The organism is Marinimicrobium sp. UBA4209, from assembly GCF_002381585.1.
GTDB classification, from domain to species: Bacteria; Pseudomonadota; Gammaproteobacteria; order Pseudomonadales; family Cellvibrionaceae; genus Marinimicrobium; species Marinimicrobium koreense.
This window is the reverse complement of record NZ_DFTP01000105.1, coordinates 469-16,296: the sequence shown is the minus strand read 5'-3', so window position 1 is coordinate 16,296 and position 15,828 is coordinate 469. Positions and strand designations below refer to the sequence as shown.

General features: G+C 60.5%; 13 protein-coding genes. 10 read left to right on the top strand and 3 right to left on the bottom strand.

Features of this window, described 5'->3' with window-relative positions:
* The 4 genes from gltB to B3187_RS15485 form a co-directional block, all read left to right on the top strand.
* Positions 1-2,870 (top strand): glutamate synthase large subunit (gene gltB, locus B3187_RS15500; RefSeq protein WP_286807364.1); only part of this gene is annotated, 2,870 nt, incomplete at its 5' end.
* Positions 2,871-2,968: 98 nt separating this feature from the next.
* On the top strand, positions 2,969-4,387 hold the full coding sequence (locus B3187_RS15495; RefSeq protein ID WP_286807363.1) for an FAD-dependent oxidoreductase: 1,419 nt from the start codon (positions 2,969-2,971) through the stop codon (positions 4,385-4,387).
* 119 nt (positions 4,388-4,506) lie between these two features.
* The gene (hemE, locus tag B3187_RS15490; protein WP_123638359.1) at positions 4,507-5,574 is read left to right on the top strand and encodes a uroporphyrinogen decarboxylase; all 1,068 of its coding nucleotides are present in this window, start codon (positions 4,507-4,509) and stop codon (positions 5,572-5,574) included.
* A 380-nt stretch (positions 5,575-5,954) separates the two neighbouring features.
* A complete protein-coding gene (locus B3187_RS15485; protein WP_123638358.1) occupies positions 5,955-7,322 on the top strand; it encodes an HD-GYP domain-containing protein in 1,368 nt (455 codons plus the stop codon).
* A gap of 28 nt (positions 7,323-7,350) precedes the next feature.
* Here the strand turns inward: B3187_RS15485 and asd are convergent, their stop codons facing one another.
* Entirely contained in the window at positions 7,351-8,202 is an 852-nt protein-coding gene (gene asd / locus B3187_RS15480; protein WP_286807362.1) for an archaetidylserine decarboxylase, read from the bottom strand.
* A 92-nt stretch (positions 8,203-8,294) separates the two neighbouring features.
* On the opposite strand from asd, the gene B3187_RS15475 reads away from it, so the two are divergent.
* The 4 genes from B3187_RS15475 (at position 8,295) to B3187_RS15460 (ending at position 12,164) form a co-directional block, all read left to right on the top strand.
* Positions 8,295-9,863 carry a Na/Pi cotransporter family protein gene (locus B3187_RS15475; protein ID WP_286807361.1) on the top strand — a complete coding sequence of 523 codons (1,569 nt, stop codon included), beginning with the start codon at positions 8,295-8,297 and terminating at the stop codon, positions 9,861-9,863.
* A gap of 66 nt (positions 9,864-9,929) precedes the next feature.
* Positions 9,930-11,051 (top strand): peptidase C39 family protein, encoded by a 1,122-nt coding sequence (locus B3187_RS15470; protein WP_286807360.1) that lies wholly within the window; start codon positions 9,930-9,932, stop codon positions 11,049-11,051.
* 32 nt (positions 11,052-11,083) lie between these two features.
* Positions 11,084-11,767 (top strand): M48 family metallopeptidase, encoded by a 684-nt coding sequence (locus B3187_RS15465; protein WP_286807359.1) that lies wholly within the window; start codon positions 11,084-11,086, stop codon positions 11,765-11,767.
* Positions 11,768-11,801: 34 nt separating this feature from the next.
* A complete protein-coding gene (locus B3187_RS15460; RefSeq protein ID WP_024461334.1) occupies positions 11,802-12,164 on the top strand; it encodes a DUF2750 domain-containing protein in 363 nt (120 codons plus the stop codon).
* A 35-nt stretch (positions 12,165-12,199) separates the two neighbouring features.
* Here B3187_RS15460 and B3187_RS15455 read toward each other — a convergent pair whose 3' ends face one another.
* Both B3187_RS15455 and B3187_RS15450 read right to left on the bottom strand, forming a co-directional pair.
* A complete protein-coding gene (locus B3187_RS15455) occupies positions 12,200-13,327 on the bottom strand; it encodes an FAD-dependent oxidoreductase (RefSeq protein WP_286807357.1) in 1,128 nt (375 codons plus the stop codon).
* Positions 13,328-13,429: 102 nt separating this feature from the next.
* Positions 13,430-13,774, bottom strand: coding sequence for a hypothetical protein (locus B3187_RS15450; RefSeq protein ID WP_286807356.1), 345 nt, complete (start codon positions 13,772-13,774; stop codon positions 13,430-13,432).
* Between the two features lie 426 nt (positions 13,775-14,200).
* Between B3187_RS15450 and B3187_RS15445 the strand changes: the two genes are divergently transcribed.
* Positions 14,201-14,620: an LEA type 2 family protein gene (locus tag B3187_RS15445; RefSeq protein ID WP_246004376.1), complete on the top strand. Its 420-nt coding sequence runs from the start codon at positions 14,201-14,203 to the stop codon at positions 14,618-14,620.
* A gap of 21 nt (positions 14,621-14,641) precedes the next feature.
* Positions 14,642-15,828 (top strand): DNA topoisomerase IV subunit A (gene parC, locus B3187_RS15440; protein ID WP_286807355.1); only part of this gene is annotated, 1,187 nt, incomplete at its 3' end.

The following is a 15,828-nucleotide window of genomic DNA, read 5'->3' as shown; positions in this document are numbered from 1 at the left end:
CCCTGCAAACCTGTCTGGGACGCGAACTGTCGGTCTACGAAGAGCCCGAAGAGCACGCCGATCGGGTGATTCTGCGCTCACCGGTGCTGTCACCGGCGAAGTTCCGTGCCCTGATGGATATTCCCCGTCCGGGGTATGAGGCGACCGTTCTGTCGCTCAATTACGATCCGGCCCAGTACAACCTCAAGCAGGCCATCGCCAAGCTGTGCGATGACGCCGCCGAGCAGGTGAAGGCGGGCAAGGTGCTGTTGGTACTGAGCGACAACCATCTGGAAAAAGGCCAGCTGCCGATCCACGCCCTGCTGGCCACCGGCGCGGTGCACCACCACCTGACCAAGGTGGGGCTGCGCTGTGACGCTAACATCATTGTGGAAACCGGCACGGCCCGCGACTCCCACCAGATCGCAACACTGATCGGCTACGGCGCGACGGCGGTTTACCCGTACCTGAGCTACTACGTGCTCAACAACCTGATGGAAACCGGCGAACTGCAGCTGGATACCGATCAGGCGTACAAGGGGTATCGCAAGGGCGTCGACAAGGGCCTGCTGAAGATTCTGTCCAAAATGGGCATCTCCACCATCACCTCCTACCGCGGTGCGCAGTTGTTTGAGGCAGTCGGTCTGGCCGATGAAGTGGTGGACACCTGCTTTGAAGGTACTCAGTCCCGCATTCAGGGCGCCGGCTTCCCGGATCTGGAAGAAGACCAGAAGATCATCGCCAGTACCGCCTGGTTGGCGCGTAAGCCCCTGGTGCAGGGCGGCATTCTCAAATACGTTCACGGTCAGGAATACCACGCTTTCAACCCGGACGTGATCCAGACCCTGCAGCGTGCCGTGCAGACCGGTGAGTACAGCCTGTGGCGCGATTACTCCAGCCTGGTCAATGAGCGCCCGGTGGCGACGCTGCGCGACCTGCTGAAAGTCAAAGAAGACAGTGCTCAGGCCATTCCACTGAGCGAAGTGGAGCCGATCGAGGCCATCATCAAGCGCTTTGACTCCGCCGGTATGTCCCTCGGGGCCTTGTCGCCGGAAGCGCACGAGTGTCTGGCGCAGGCCATGAACCGTCTCGGTGGCCGCTCCAACAGCGGCGAGGGTGGTGAAGATCCGGCCCGTTTTGGCACCGATAAGGTCTCCAAAATCAAGCAAATCGCCTCGGGCCGCTTTGGTGTGACCCCGCACTACCTGGTCAATGCCGAAGTGCTGCAGATCAAGGTTGCCCAGGGCGCCAAGCCCGGGGAGGGTGGCCAGTTGCCCGGTGGCAAGGTCAATGATCTGATCGCCCGGCTGCGCTATTCGGTGCCCGGTGTGACCCTGATTTCACCGCCGCCGCACCACGACATTTACTCCATCGAGGATCTGGCGCAGCTGATCTTTGACCTCAAGCAGGTCAACCCGGACGCCCAGGTGTCGGTCAAGCTGGTGTCTCGTCCCGGCGTCGGCACTATTGCCGCCGGTGTGGCCAAGGCCTACGCGGACCTGATCACCATTTCCGGCTACGACGGCGGTACCGCGGCCAGCCCGCTGACCTCCATCCGCTATGCGGGCTCTCCCTGGGAGCTGGGCCTGAGTGAAACCCACCAGACCCTGCGCGCCAACGATCTGCGCGACAAGGTCCGGGTGCAGACCGACGGCGGCCTGAAAACCGGCCTGGATGTGATCAAGGCGGCCATGCTCGGCGCCGAGAGCTTCGGCTTCGGTACTGGCCCGATGGTGGCCATGGGCTGTAAGTACCTGCGGATCTGTCACCTGAACAACTGCGCCACCGGTGTGGCCACCCAGCGCGACGACCTGCGTGAAAACCACTACATCGGCACCGTTGAAATGGCGATGAACTTCTTCAAGTTTATTGCCGAGGAAACCCGTGAGTGGTTGGCCCGACTGGGACTGCGCAGTCTGGGTGATCTGGTCGGTCGCGTCGACCTGCTCGAAGCGATCGAAGGCCAGACCAGCAAGCAGAAGCGTCTGGACCTGAGCCGCATCACTTACACCGACAAGTTCCTGGAAACCAAGCCGCAGCTGTGCGCGGTGGATCGTAACGAACCGTTCGACAAGGGCGAGCTGGCCGAGGCGATGGTCAAGGAAGTGCTGCCGGCCATTGAGAGCAAATCCGGCGGTGAATACGCCTTTACCGTGACCAACTGCGACCGCTCTATCGGCGCGCGCATCAGCGGTGAAATTGCCAAGCGCCACGGCAACCAGGGCATGGCGGATAAGCCCATTACGCTAAAACTCACCGGTGTGGCCGGTCAGAGTCTGGGTGTGTGGAACGCCGGTGGCCTGTATATTTACCTGGAAGGCGATGCCAACGACTACGTGGGCAAAGGCATGGCCGGCGGCAAACTGGTGCTGCGCCCACCGCGCAACTCCGGCTTCAAGTCCCAGGACACCAGCATCATGGGTAACACCTGTCTGTACGGCGCGACCGGCGGTAAGGTGTTCGCGGCCGGTCAGGCGGGCGAGCGCTGCGGCGTTCGTAACTCCGGTGCTCACGTCGTCGTGGAAGGTGCCGGTGACCACTGCTGTGAGTACATGACCGGTGGCGTGGTGACCGTACTCGGTCGCACCGGGGTGAACTTCGGTGCGGGTATGACTGGCGGCTTTGCGTTCGTGTTGGATGAGGACAACAGCTTTGTGGATCGCTACAACCACGAACTGGTGGACATTCACCGGGTGGATGGCGAATCGCTGGAAGCGCACCGCAACTACCTGCGTCGGGTCATCACGGAATTTACCGAAGAGACCGAAAGCGAGTGGGGCCAGAACCTGCTGGACAACTTCGATGATTACGTCGGTAAATTCTGGCTGGTCAAGCCCAAGGCGGCGAGCCTGAGCGGCTTGCTCAACGACATGGAAAAACGCGGCGAATAACCCGCCGGTGCGCCTTCGGGCGCACAGGACACTAGAACGATACAGAGCCCGTTCGCCAGTGCGGCGCGGGCTCACACCGATTAGCTGAGGCAGTGATTATGGCCGGACGTTTAAACAACAACTTCCAGTTTATTGATGTGGGCCGTCAGGACCCCGCCAAAAAAGACATGGAAGTGCGCCAGCACGAGTTTGTGGAAATTTACGAACCGTTTGACCAGGACCAGGCAGCCAGTCAATCGCATCGCTGTCTTTCCTGCGGCAATCCCTACTGTGAATGGAAGTGCCCCGTGCACAACTTCATTCCCAACTGGTTGAAGCTGATTTCCGAAGGCAACATCTTTGAAGCGGCCGAGCTGAGTCATCAGACCAACTCCCTGCCGGAAGTCTGTGGTCGTGTCTGCCCCCAGGATCGCCTGTGTGAAGGCGCCTGTACCCTGAACGACGGCTTCGGTGCCGTGACCATTGGTAATGCCGAGAAGTACATCACCGACACCGCTTTCGCCATGGGTTGGAAGCCAGACATGTCCAAGGTCACCTGGACCGACAAGAAAGTCGCCATCATCGGCGCCGGCCCGGCCGGTCTGGGTTGCGCCGACGTGTTGGTGCGCAATGGCGTCAAACCGGTGGTCTTTGATCGTTACCCGGAAATCGGCGGCCTGTTGACCTTCGGTATTCCCGAATTCAAGCTCGAGAAAAACGTCCTGACCCGTCGGCGTGAAATCTTCACCGAAATGGGTATGGAATTCCGTCTGAATACCGAAGTCGGCACCGACATCACCATGGACGAAATTCTCAAGGAGTACGATGCGGTGTTTATGGGCATGGGTACCTACACCTACATGAAAGGTGGCTTCCCCGGTGAAGACCTGCCCGGCGTACACGACGCTCTGCCGTTCCTGGTGGCCAACGTCAATCGCAACCTGGGGTTTGAAAAAGACCCGAGCGAGTTCATCAGCGTGAAAGGCAAGCGCGTGGTGGTGCTCGGCGGTGGTGATACCGCCATGGACTGTAACCGCACCTCCATTCGCCAGGGCGCCGAGAGCGTGACCTGTGCTTACCGCCGTGACGAAGAGAACATGCCCGGCTCGCGCCGCGAAGTGGCCAACGCCAAAGAAGAGGGCGTACAGTTCCTTTTCAACCGTCAGCCTGTGGCCATTGTCGGTGAAGATAAGGTCGAAGGCGTGAAAGTGGTGACCACCGAATTGGGTGAGCCCGATGAAAATGGCCGTCGCCGTCCCGAACCGATTCCGGGCAGTGAAGAAGTCTTGCCGGCTGATGTGGTGCTGATTGCCTTCGGTTTCCGTCCGAGTCCCGCGCCCTGGTTTGACGAGCACGGCATCAAGGTATCCGACTGGGGTGGTGTGGAAGCGCCGGAAACCCAGCAGTACAAGTTCCAGACCTCCAACCCGAAGGTGTTCGCCGGTGGCGACATGGTGCGCGGTTCCGACCTCGTGGTGACCGCCATCTGGGAAGGGCGCGAAGCGGCCGAAGGGATCATGGACTACCTCGAAGTGTAAGAACTTGGGTGACGGCGGATGCGTGCTTCGCACTCCGAGGCGTCGGACCGATCCGCCCTACGACACCTCCGTATCCGCCGCTCCCCTCCCCCGTTCTCCGACTGTACCGGACCATTACTATGACCGAGCTGAAAAACGACCGCTTCCTGCGCGCCCTGGCCCACGAACCGGTGGACGTCACTCCGGTGTGGATGATGCGTCAGGCCGGTCGCTACCTACCGGAATATCGGGCCAGCCGCGAGCGGGCCGGCAACTTCATGGGTTTGTGCGGCAACCCGGACATGGCCTGTGAGGTGACGCTGCAACCCCTGGAGCGCTACCCGCTGGATGCGGCCATTCTGTTCTCGGACATTCTCACTATCCCTGATGCAATGGGGTTGGGCTTGTACTTTGAGCCCGGTGAAGGCCCCAAGTTTGAAAAGCCGGTGCGTACTGAAGCCGATATCATGGCACTGGATGTGGTCAATCCAGAAGCGGATCTGCCCTACGTCCTCGATGCGGTGAAAACCATTCGCCGCGAGCTGGGCGGTCGGGTGCCCCTGATCGGTTTTTCCGGTAGCCCCTGGACCCTGGCCACCTACATGATTGAAGGTGGCTCCAGCCGGGATTTTCGCCGCGCCAAGCAGATGATGTACGACCGGCCCGAGCTGATGCATCACCTGCTCGACACCCTGGCCCAGTCCGTTATCCGCTACCTGAACGGCCAGATTCTGGCGGGCGCCCAGGCGGTGCAGATTTTCGATACCTGGGGCGGCGCCCTGTCCCACAATGCCTACCGGGAATTCTCCCTGCGCTACCTGGAGCAGATTGTCAAAGGCCTGATCCGTCAGCACGACGGCCGCAAAGTACCGGTGATTCTGTTCACCAAAGGCGGCGGCCAGTGGCTGGAGGCCATGGCCGACACCGGCGCCGATGCGCTGGGTCTGGACTGGACCACCGACATCGGCCGCGCCCGCGCCCGGGTCGGTGACCGGGTCGCGCTACAGGGCAATATGGACCCGACCATTCTCTACGCCAGCCCCGAGCGGATTCGCGAGGAAGTCGGTCAGATTCTGGCCTCTTACGGTAAAGGCTCAGGCCACGTCTTCAACCTGGGCCACGGCATCACCCCGGAAGTCGACCCGGAACACGCCGGCGCCTTTATCCGCGCGGTCCACGAGCTGTCGGCCGAGTACCACGGTCAGTAAGTAAAAAGTTTTTGGGTGGCACAGAGGGACGGGAAGGGGAAGCCCTTTCAAGACCGTAAGCGGAGGGACTCCGCGCGTCGAGCCCCCGTGGACGACCCACATGGATGTGGGAAGTGTCCCGAAGCGCCGGGAGCGCGTAGGGACCGGGTTTACGGCGTGTCTTGAAAGGGCTTCCCCTTCTCGGCCCGGACGTGATTTGAACTGATCGCATATCCTGTAACCGAACCCTGTGATCCGCTTCTCACCACTACTGTATAGCCCTCCGACAGGCTTGACGACGTCCGTTGCATGCCCCACTATCCGTATCCTCCGGCCCGTTTTTTGTCTAAACTGGCGCCATAGACGGATTTTTGCCGCACCGCCGGCAGAGAGGACAACGCGTGGGAATCAAGCAAGTCAAAGTCGACGTCAACGAAGTCACTGTTGGCATGTATGTCTCCGGACTCGACCGTCCGTGGACTCAGACTCCATTCCCGCTGCAAGGCTTCTATGTCCGTGACCTGGACGAAATCAAACAGCTGAAAAGCCTGTGCAAACACGTCTACATCGACGTCGTCAAAGGTCGCCCACCAGTCTCCTCCAATTTACAGACACTGCCTCAGGAGAGCTTGCGCAGCCGGATCAGCGCCCGGGAGAACGTCCATACCCCGGCCAACGTCAAAGTGGCCCCCCTGCGCATACAGCGCAATCAGTACCCGCCGGTCCAACCGCTCAAAAAAGAAATCAAACGTGCCCGCCAGCTGCATCAGAATGTCTACCATGCCGTGGGCGAGGTGCTCGATTACCTGGGTAACAATGAGCTGCATCGGGTACCGATTGTCGAGACCAAGCGGTTGGCCAGCGATATGGTGGACAGCGTGCTGCGCAATCCGGATGCCTTCACTTGGCTGTCCCGCGTGCAGGAGAAAGACGAATATACCTACAGTCACGCCATCCGGTGCTCGGTCTGGGCCATCCTGTTCGGGCGTCATATCGGCCTGCCCAAGCGGGACCTGGACGTGCTTGCCATGGGCGTTCTGCTCAAGGATGTGGGCAAGGTCAAGCTCGATCAGGGGCTGCTGACCAAAGTATCCCGCTCCTCCGATGAAGAGCGCCTGTATGAAACCTTTGTGGAGCAGGGCGTTGAGATTTTGCGCAAAACCCCGGGAGTAGAACCGAGGGTGATCAGCGTGGTGAAAACCCACTGCGAACGATTGAACGGCAGTGGTTTTCCGTTGCACCTGCAGGGCGACAAGATTCCCTTGCTGGGTAAGATCGCCGGGATCGTCACCTTCTATGACAATACCACCAATCCGCGGGGTGCCAGTCAGCCCATTGCGCCCTCCAAGGCCGTCAGCAAGTTATACGAACTGCGCAATACCCAATTTCAGGAAGAGCTGGTGGTGGAGTTCATTCGCGCCATTGGCCTTTATCCCACCGGCACCCTGGTCGAGTTGAGTTCCGGCGAGGTGGGTGTGGTGGTGGAGCAGAATTTTGAGCGGCGCCTCAAGCCCAAGATCATGTTGGTGTTGGATGCCGTCAAGTCTCCCATGGATCCGCAACTGATTGATCTGGCCGAGGACGATAAGCGCAAGCAGGCACTGATCGATTCGGGCAAAAAAACGGCGGCGGAAGTGGAAAAAATTGAAATTGCCCGAGACCTGGAACCCGGCTCTTACGAGGTAGACATCGCCGCAATACGCGACAACTATATCCTCAAAAAAGAGAAGTCCGGTCTGATGTCACTGCTCGACAAGCTCACGCCCTAGGCCGCCGCAGGGCAATGCGTAGTTGCCCTTACAGCCTGACGCCCAGCCGTTCCCCCATCCGCGTTCCTCTGCCGGCCTGGTAAGCCTCATCCCAGCGCACCCGGTCCTTGCCAAACAACACGATTGCGGTGGAGCCTAGCTTGAAGCGGCCCATTTCTTCCCCCTTATTCAAGGTGATGGGCGCGCGGGGTCGGAAGTCCCGGGTCTGAATCGTCCGCTTGATCGGCGCTACCTCGCCGCCCCACACGGTTTCGATACCCGCGACGATCATGGCGCCGACCAATACGACCGCCATGGGGCCGATGTCGGTATCGAAAATTGCCACCAACCGCTCATTGCGTGAAAACAGTCGCGGCACCTGGTTGGCGGTGGCGGTATTTACCGAGAAAAGGTCGCCGGGTATCGCCACGGTGGCTCGCAGTTGGCCGTCAAAGGGCATGTGAACGCGATGATAATCCTTGGGTGACAGATAGATGGTGGCAAACTGTCCCTGGTCGAATTCGGCGGCCAACGCCTCGCTGCCACCGAGCAGCTCCCGGGTGGTGTAGAGCTGGCCTTTAGCCTGGAAAATCCGCCCGTCCTCAATGGCGCCGAGCTGACTGATGGCCCCGTCAGCGGGGCAGACGATGCTGTCCGCTGAGGCGTCCAGCGGGCGCGCATCGGGTTTGAGCGCCCGGGTAAAAAAGTCATTGAAGTGGGCGTAGGCGCGGGGGTTTTCTTCAAGCGCTTCGCTCATGTCCACGCCGTAGCGTTGGATGAACCATTCGATAAAGTGATTTTTGATCCAGTCCGTACGCTGGTTGGCCAGCCAACCCGCCGCCCGGGAGAGCCCGTGCTGGGGGGTGATATACTGAAGGGCGGCAAACAGTTTTTCATTCATGGTGTCAGGGGGCCTGCAGGGTCGGTTTCCGGAGGCGCCATCATAGCAAATATCCCTCTGGCAGGCTGGCGGGAGTCGAACGACGGGTCATCATGGTATTAATTCGGGTGCTGGTGGAAGTGTTGGGTGGCCTGGGCTTGTTCCTGCTGGGAATGACGCTCATGACCGAGGGCCTGAAGGCCATGGCTGGAGACGCCATTCGCCGGGTGTTGATGCGCTTTACCCGCAGCCCGGTCAGCGGGGTCCTGACGGGGCTGGTTGGCACCGCCGTGCTGCAATCCTCCAGCGCCACCATTGTGGCTACCGTCGGTTTTGTTGGGGCCGGCCTGATCGGTTTTTCCCAGGCGCTGGGCATCATTTTCGGTTCGGCTCTGGGGACCACGGTCACGGGCTGGATCGTGGCCCTGATCGGCTTCAAGCTCAAGCTGTCCCTGCTGGCCGCCCTGTTCGTGTTTGCCGGGGCCATGCTCAAGCTGTTTGGGCGCCGGTCTCTGGGCGGGCTGGGGTATGCGCTGGCCGGCTTTGGTCTGATTTTCATCGGTATTGATACGCTTCAGGGCGGGCTCGAAGGCCTGCGGGAGCAGATGGACTTCAGTCAGTTCCCGGCGGACGATCTGTGGGGCAAGTTTCAACTGGTGGTCATTGGTGTTCTGTTCACCATTGTGACGCAATCGTCCAGTGCAGGTGTGGTGGCGGCACTGACGGCACTGCACACGGATACCATCGCCTTTGAGCAGGCCGCATCGCTGGTGGTGGGAATGAACATCGGCACCAGCTTCACGGCGGCAGCGGCCACCATCGGTGGCAACGTGTCGGTGCGACGCACCGGTTTTTCCCATGTGCTGTACAACACCGGCGTCAGTTCGCTGGCGCTGTTTCTGATTGTGCCCTACATTGCCGCCTGGCAGTTTGTGGCGCCCGAGGCATTTGTGGTTCACGAGGAGTTTGCGCTGGTGGGTTTCCACTCCGCGTTCAATTTGTTGGGCGTGTTGCTGGTGGTGCCGTTTGCGGGACAGTTTGCTCACATGATCGAGCGTCTGTTCCCGGACAAGCCTTTCGGCTATCAGCAGATTCTGGACCGGGGGCTGCTCAAGTACCCCGAACTGGCACTGACCGCGGTGCAGAAGGTCATGATCTCCCAGTTTGAGCGGGTGGCGGAGCAACTGGAATACATTCTCGGAGAGTCTGGTCGCTCGGTCCCCCTGGTGGATCTTGCCCGAGAGCTGTCCGACGTGCAGGAATATCTGGATGCCATTCACCTGGAAGAGACCTCGGGCAGTCAGTGGGAGCGGCTACTGGCTGCGATTCAGATCGTCGAGCATCTGCAGCGTCTGCTGGAGCGTTGCGACAATAAAAGCGTGGCCGTGGCGCTGCGCAACGGGGACGATCTGGCCGAGGCCAAGGCCGCCCTCAGTCCGCTGGTGCTGTCGCTCTGGGGAAAACGTTCGCTTCCCGCCGATCAGGTGCAGGAACGAGTCGCACAAATCACCCAAATCGAGCAAACTACCCGGCGGCAGACCATGAACGACATTGCCCAGGGGCGACTGGAGCTGAGGCAGGGCGTCGCCCGGATGGAGGTCGTGCGCTGGCTGCAGCGGGTCGCCGTGCACATCGGGCGCATCGACGTACATACCCGGGAATTGAATTATCAGCAGCCCTGAGCCCAAGTAATGGATAGCCCTGAGCGTTCGAAACAATCGCAAGTGAATCTGATGAAGGCGGTATCCATGTCCTCCCTCCCCCTTGAGAGCGTAAGGCCCGATGATCTCGACGCCCTCGTCGCTCTGGAGCAACGCTGTTTTACCAGCGACCGCCTCAGCCGCCGCAGCTTTCGCCGCTGGCTGGAGGGCGACCAGCGGGTACTTCTGGTCGCGCGCGATGGCGACCGTCTGGCCGGCTACATACTGGTTCTGTTTCACCGGGGGACGCGCCTGGCGCGCATGTACTCGCTGGCGGTGGATCCGGACTACCGGGGCCAGGGGTTGGCGCGGCGCCTGATCGGCGCCGGGGAAGACGGCGCGCGGGACAGTGGCCGGTTTTATATGCGCCTGGAGGTCAGCAGTAAAAACACCAGCGCCATCGCCCTTTACGAGACCCTGGGGTACAAACAGTTCGGGCTGTATCAGGACTATTACGAGGACCACACCGATGCGCTGCGTTACCAGAAGCGGATCCGGGTGGTGGGCGATACCGCTTATCATCGGGCCATTCCCTGGCTGGCCCAGAGTACCCGCTTTACCTGCGGACCGGCGTCGCTGATGATGGCCATGGCCGCTCTGAAACCGGACTACCAGCCTTCCGATACCGAGGAGCTGCGTCTGTGGCGTGAATCCACGACCATCTTCATGACCTCGGGCCACGGCGGTTGCCACCCCATGGGCATGGCGCTGGCCGCCGACACCCGGGGCTACCGGGCGGAAGTCTGGGTCAACCATGATGGGCCGCTGTTTCTCGATGGGGTGCGCGATGAGACCAAAAAGCCGGTCATGATGCTGGTGCATGAGGATTATCGCCACGCGCTTGAGGCGCGGGCCGTTCCGGTTCACTATCGCGAGGTTCGTCAGGATGATCTGATCGCGGCGTTTGATCGCGGTGGGGTGCCGATCATCCTGATCAGCACCTACCGGATGGACAGCAAAAAAGCGCCCCACTGGGTCGTCATGAGTGGCTATGACGAAGAGTGTATTTATGTTCACGACCCGGATCCGGATGGCCAGGGGCAGACCGCGCTGGATTGCCAATACCTTCCGCTGGCGCGGGCCGATTTCGAGCGGATGACCAGTTTCGGCCGAAGCCGGTTGCGGACGGCGGTGATTCTCTCCCGTGAGTTGTCCGGTCCGGGGGAATAAAAATTTGATGTTACGCAAAGCGAGCCCTGCCTGTGCGCTATACCATTAAACGATCCTCGCGCCGCCGCACGGTCAGCCTGGAGGTACGCGATGCCCAGTTGCTGGTGCGCGCACCGGTCGGCATAGCGGAGCGGGATCTGGACCGGTTTGTCCGTCAGAAAAGCGACTGGATCGCGCGCAAAGTGCGCGCTCAGCAGCAGATGCTGGCCCGGATTCCGGAGTATCGCTATGTATCCGGCACCCGCCTGCCTTTCATGGGGCAACAACTGACGCTCTCGGTGACCATGGGAAGTCGTGGCCGGGTGGAGCGGGTGGGGGACCGGTTGGCGGTCTGTTGCTCTCGGCGCAGTCGGCTTGAACCCGAGGCGCAGGCCCGGCGGCTGGTGCAGGGGTGGTACCGGGAGCAGGGGCTGGAGCGATTGCGCGCGAAAACCGATGCGTTGACTCGTCGGATGGGGCTGAGCCACTCCGGGGTCAAGGTGAGAGTGACCCGATCCAAGTGGGGGCACTGCACCCGCTCGGGTGAGATTCAGTACAACTGGCAGATTCTTCTGGCCCCGGAGGCGGTTGTGGACTATCTTGTCGCTCACGAAGTCTGTCACCTGCGTCACATGAACCATAGCCGGGCATTCTGGCAACTGGTCGGACAAGTGTGCCCCGATTACCCCCGTCAGCGGGATTGGCTTAAGGCCAATGGCCGCTGTCTGGTATTGTAACCCCTGTCGTTAGAAGCCCAAGGAAACGCCCATCATGACCGCACTGAGCGATGACCCCGCTGAAAACCTCGATCGTTTTATTGTCGAAGCGATGGACCACGGCTGTGTTTACGGGCTCGAAGGCCCGGATGGCTGGGCGCTTTGTCCTTCCGAGAAATATGATGACAGCGATGTGATGCCCCTGTGGTCCGAGCTGGCCCTGGCACAGGTGCACTGTCGGGAGGAGTGGACAGACTACAAACCCGTGCCGATCGATCTGGAAGAGTTTCTGGACGACTGGCTGCCCGGTATGCACGACGATGAACTGCTGGTCGGGGTGAACTGGGATGAGTCCCTCGAAGGGGAAGAAATTGAGCCCATGGACCTGCTCGAGGAATTTGAGCAGGAAATGGAGTAGCGACTGCCTACCTGATCCGCCCCCACTCCGGGCCTTCAGGCCCGGGGGAAACTCGCCATGACCTTCCGGTCCCGCCGATATTTCCAGCGTTCGAGCCACTTGCCACCCCAGACCTGATTGCCGTAACGGGCCAGGGCGTAATCATTACTGGTGGTAATGATCGACAGCGTCCGTCGACCTGGCTTGTAGCGTCTGAGCGGTTCACTGGCCAGAGCGCGGGCCAGGTTGGCGGCCAGCACCGGCGCCTGCCGCAGTGCCAGGTTCGCTGCGGCTCCGGGCTCTGGCCCGCCAGCCACACTGGCGACCGCGCCGGCGGCGAACACGAACGGATGATTGACCGCCTGCAGATGGGCATTGACCTGAATCCGGCCCCGGTCGGTAAGCGCCAAGCCCGATGTTTTGACCCAGGCGCCCGGTTGCCCGGAAACACACCAAATCACGCGGTCCATGGGCAGGTGCTGGTGGCGATCGGTGTAGATCTGTTGGTCATCCACGCGTGCCACATCAAACAGGGGGTGGACTCGAATCTCCCGCTCCTGCAGTAATTGTGCGGCGCGTAGCTGAGCGGCCAGGGGAAACTCGGGCAGCAGCTTACCGCCACCGTGGACCAGGTGGATGCTCACCGACGCCTTCAGGTTGTCTTCATGCAGCAGCCGCTGGCGAACGGCCAGGGCCATTTCCACACCATCGAGGTTTCCGCCGATGACGGCCAGGTTGGCCGGGTTGTTCCGATCCCGGGCACACAGGTCCGCCAGTGTTTCCTGCCAGCGGGGCAAAAACCCGCTGATTGGGCGTGTGCTCATGCCGTGCTCGGCCAGCCCGGGGATGGTATCGGTGGCCTGCAGGCCGGTGTTGACCGACAGGAGGTCAAAGCCAATGGCATCGCCATTGTGGAGTTGTGCCTGGCGTTGGGTCAGGTCCAGGGAGGCCAGTCGGCCGAACTGTAATTCGGTGTGTGTGGCCCGGCAGAGCTGGCCCAGGTCGATGTGGCAGTCCCGAAAGCGAAAGCGCCCGGCAATCAGCCCGGGCAGCATGCCCGAGTAGGGAACAAACCGCTCTGGTGACAGCAGTATCACTCGCACATCGTCGGGTAGCAGGTGGCGGGCGTTGGCCAGGTAGAGGGCGTGCGTCAGGCCGCCACCGGCCAGAAGCAGAGTTCGCATAACAACGGCGCTCAGGCAAAAGCCGAGAGCATAGCGAACCCGGTGCCCAGCGTCTACGGAGTGCCGGTAATTCTGACAGTCACTGGTTGGGGGGGGGAGCGGTTATTCTCCGCCTCTGGCGCTGGTGGCGATGTCTTCGTCGACGAACCCGAACAGGTAGTCGTGGAGGATGTCGACCTGATGCAGGTGGACGTAGGTTTCGAGTTGTTCGAGTTCGGCGAAGGCGGGGCTGATGGCGGCTGTGGGTGTCAGCCGGTAGTCCCGGGTGACGAGTACGAAGGATTTATTGGCGGTGGGCACGGGGGTTTTGTGCAACAATTGCAGGACGCAGAAGTCGAAGTCCAGGCACAGGCGCATGAGGTTGGGGTAGTTGGTTTCCTGGCGATCGATGAAACGAATTTCCCGGCTGCCCAGTAGTTCGTCGGTGCTGAGCGGGTGCTTGGGCATAGACTCTCTCGGTGTTGTTGGCTTGGTTGATTCTTGTGGGGATGGTCCATTTGGGCCAGTCTGTGCGGGATTACACCACAGCGCTCCCGGACGTCATGTGATATACCTCACAAAAGCTTCAAGGGCCGTCACTGCAATCCACGGGGTGGTGTAGTCTGAAAGCCGATACTTAACTTTTAATCAGGAGCACTTTCAGTCATGTGGAAGCAGGTGATAAGTTGGTTTTTCCAGTCTTTTGAGGCATCTCGTCCGGGTCGCTTTGGGGTGCATCTTCCCAAGACACGCCATGAATACGTCCATGTAGGCTCGCAACCGCGAATCCCGCGCTCTACGGTCTTGGGAAGATGCACCCCAAACCGCCCCTACGTGCGCCGTAGCTGGCTCCCTACCGTGCTACGAAGTGTATTTTTGGGTGTGGGAGCTTTGATGCTCGCCGCCTGCTCGCAGATTCCTTTCGGTATTCAGGAGCCCCAGGTCAAGGTTACGGGGCTTGAACTTTTGCCGGCTCAGGGTATGGAGCAGCGCATTGCGGTTCATCTCGGTATCACCAATCCCAATGCGCGGGATTTGTCCGTGCGCGGGATCTCTTATAACATCGGCATCGAAAACATCGATGTCTTGAGTGGCGTTTCCAGCCAGGTGCCCACCCTCAAGGCGTATGAGGAGACTCCGGTGACCGTGGAGGTCTCTGCCAACCTGTTGTCCATTGCCCGGTTGGTCCAGCATTTCAGCCAGCGGGCGGTCAGTGACCGGGTCAGTTACAATTTCGACGCCAAGTTGGATTTCAGCCAGTGGTTGCCGTCCATGCGGGTCTCGGAGCAGGGCGAGATCAAGCTGCAGTATTAACGATAACGACCAGGAATTTGCATGAACGAAGTCGTAGTATCCCCCGACGCTGAAGAGCGCATTCCCCTCAAAGACTATACCGAGAAGGCGTATCTGGATTATTCCATGTACGTCATTCTCGATCGCGCCCTGCCCAATATCGGTGACGGGCTCAAGCCGGTTCAGCGCCGTATTGTCTATGCCATGAGCGAGCTGGGGCTGAAGGCGACGGCGAAGTTCAAGAAGTCGGCCCGTACGGTCGGCGATGTGATCGGTAAGTTTCACCCGCACGGTGATTCCGCCGCCTATGAATCCATGGTGTTGATGGCTCAGCCGTTTTCGTACCGGTACACCCTGGTGGACGGGCAGGGGAACTGGGGGTCGCCGGATGATCCCAAGTCGTTTGCCGCCATGCGTTACACCGAGTCGCGCCTGGCTCGCTACAGTGAGGTGCTGCTGGAGGAGTTGGGCCAGGGTACGGTGGATTGGCAGCCGAATTTCGACGGCACCATGGATGAGCCCAAGGTGCTGCCGGCACGGGTGCCCAATGTGCTACTCAATGGCACCACCGGCATTGCGGTGGGGATGGCCACGGATATCCCGCCCCATAACCTGCGGGAGGTGGTCGAGGCCTGTATTCATCTGCTCGATAACCCCAAGGCGGATGTGAACGAACTGTGCCAGTTTATTCAGGGCCCGGATATGCCCACCGAGGCGGAGCTGATCACGCCCCGGGAAGACCTGATCAAGATGTACCAGACCGGCCGGGGCAGTCTGCGCATGCGCGGTGTCTGGACCAGGGAAAAGGACAGCGGCGATATCATCATTACCGCGCTGCCTCATCAGGTCAGCGGTGCCAAGATTCTGGAGCAGATCGCGGCCCAGATGCAGGCCAAGAAGCTGCCCATGGTCACCGATCTGCGGGATGAGTCAGACCACGAAAACCCCACCCGACTGGTGATCACCCCGCGCTCCAACCGGGTGGATGCCGAGCAGTTGATGCAGCATCTGTTCGCCAGTACCGACCTGGAGAAAACCTACCGGGTCAATATGAACATGATCGGCATCGATGGTCGTCCGGGCGTGAAAAGCCTGGATGTCATTCTGTCCGAGTGGCTCAGCTTCCGCACGGTCACCACCCGGCGTCGTCTGCAGTTCCGCCTGGACAAGGTGCAGAAGCGCCTGCACCTGTTGGAAGGCTTGCTGATCGCCTATCTGAACATCGATGA

What these genes read in the sequence shown, in the direction of transcription:
- B3187_RS15475 (WP_286807361.1), top strand. Translation starts at nt 8,295, where the DNA reads ATGGTATTAATTCGGGTGCTGGTGGAAGTGTTGGGTGGCCTGGGCTTG.
- asd (WP_286807362.1), bottom strand. Translation starts at nt 8,202, where the DNA reads ATGAATGAAAAACTGTTTGCCGCCCTTCAGTATATCACCCCCCAGCAC.
- B3187_RS15470 (WP_286807360.1), top strand. Translation starts at nt 9,930, where the DNA reads ATGTCCTCCCTCCCCCTTGAGAGCGTAAGGCCCGATGATCTCGACGCC.
- hemE (WP_123638359.1), top strand. Translation starts at nt 4,507, where the DNA reads ATGACCGAGCTGAAAAACGACCGCTTCCTGCGCGCCCTGGCCCACGAA.
- B3187_RS15455 (WP_286807357.1), bottom strand. Translation starts at nt 13,327, where the DNA reads ATGCGAACTCTGCTTCTGGCCGGTGGCGGCCTGACGCACGCCCTCTAC.
- B3187_RS15445 (WP_246004376.1), top strand. Translation starts at nt 14,201, where the DNA reads ATGCTCGCCGCCTGCTCGCAGATTCCTTTCGGTATTCAGGAGCCCCAG.
- B3187_RS15495 (WP_286807363.1), top strand. Translation starts at nt 2,969, where the DNA reads ATGGCCGGACGTTTAAACAACAACTTCCAGTTTATTGATGTGGGCCGT.
- B3187_RS15460 (WP_024461334.1), top strand. Translation starts at nt 11,802, where the DNA reads ATGACCGCACTGAGCGATGACCCCGCTGAAAACCTCGATCGTTTTATT.
- B3187_RS15450 (WP_286807356.1), bottom strand. Translation starts at nt 13,774, where the DNA reads ATGCCCAAGCACCCGCTCAGCACCGACGAACTACTGGGCAGCCGGGAA.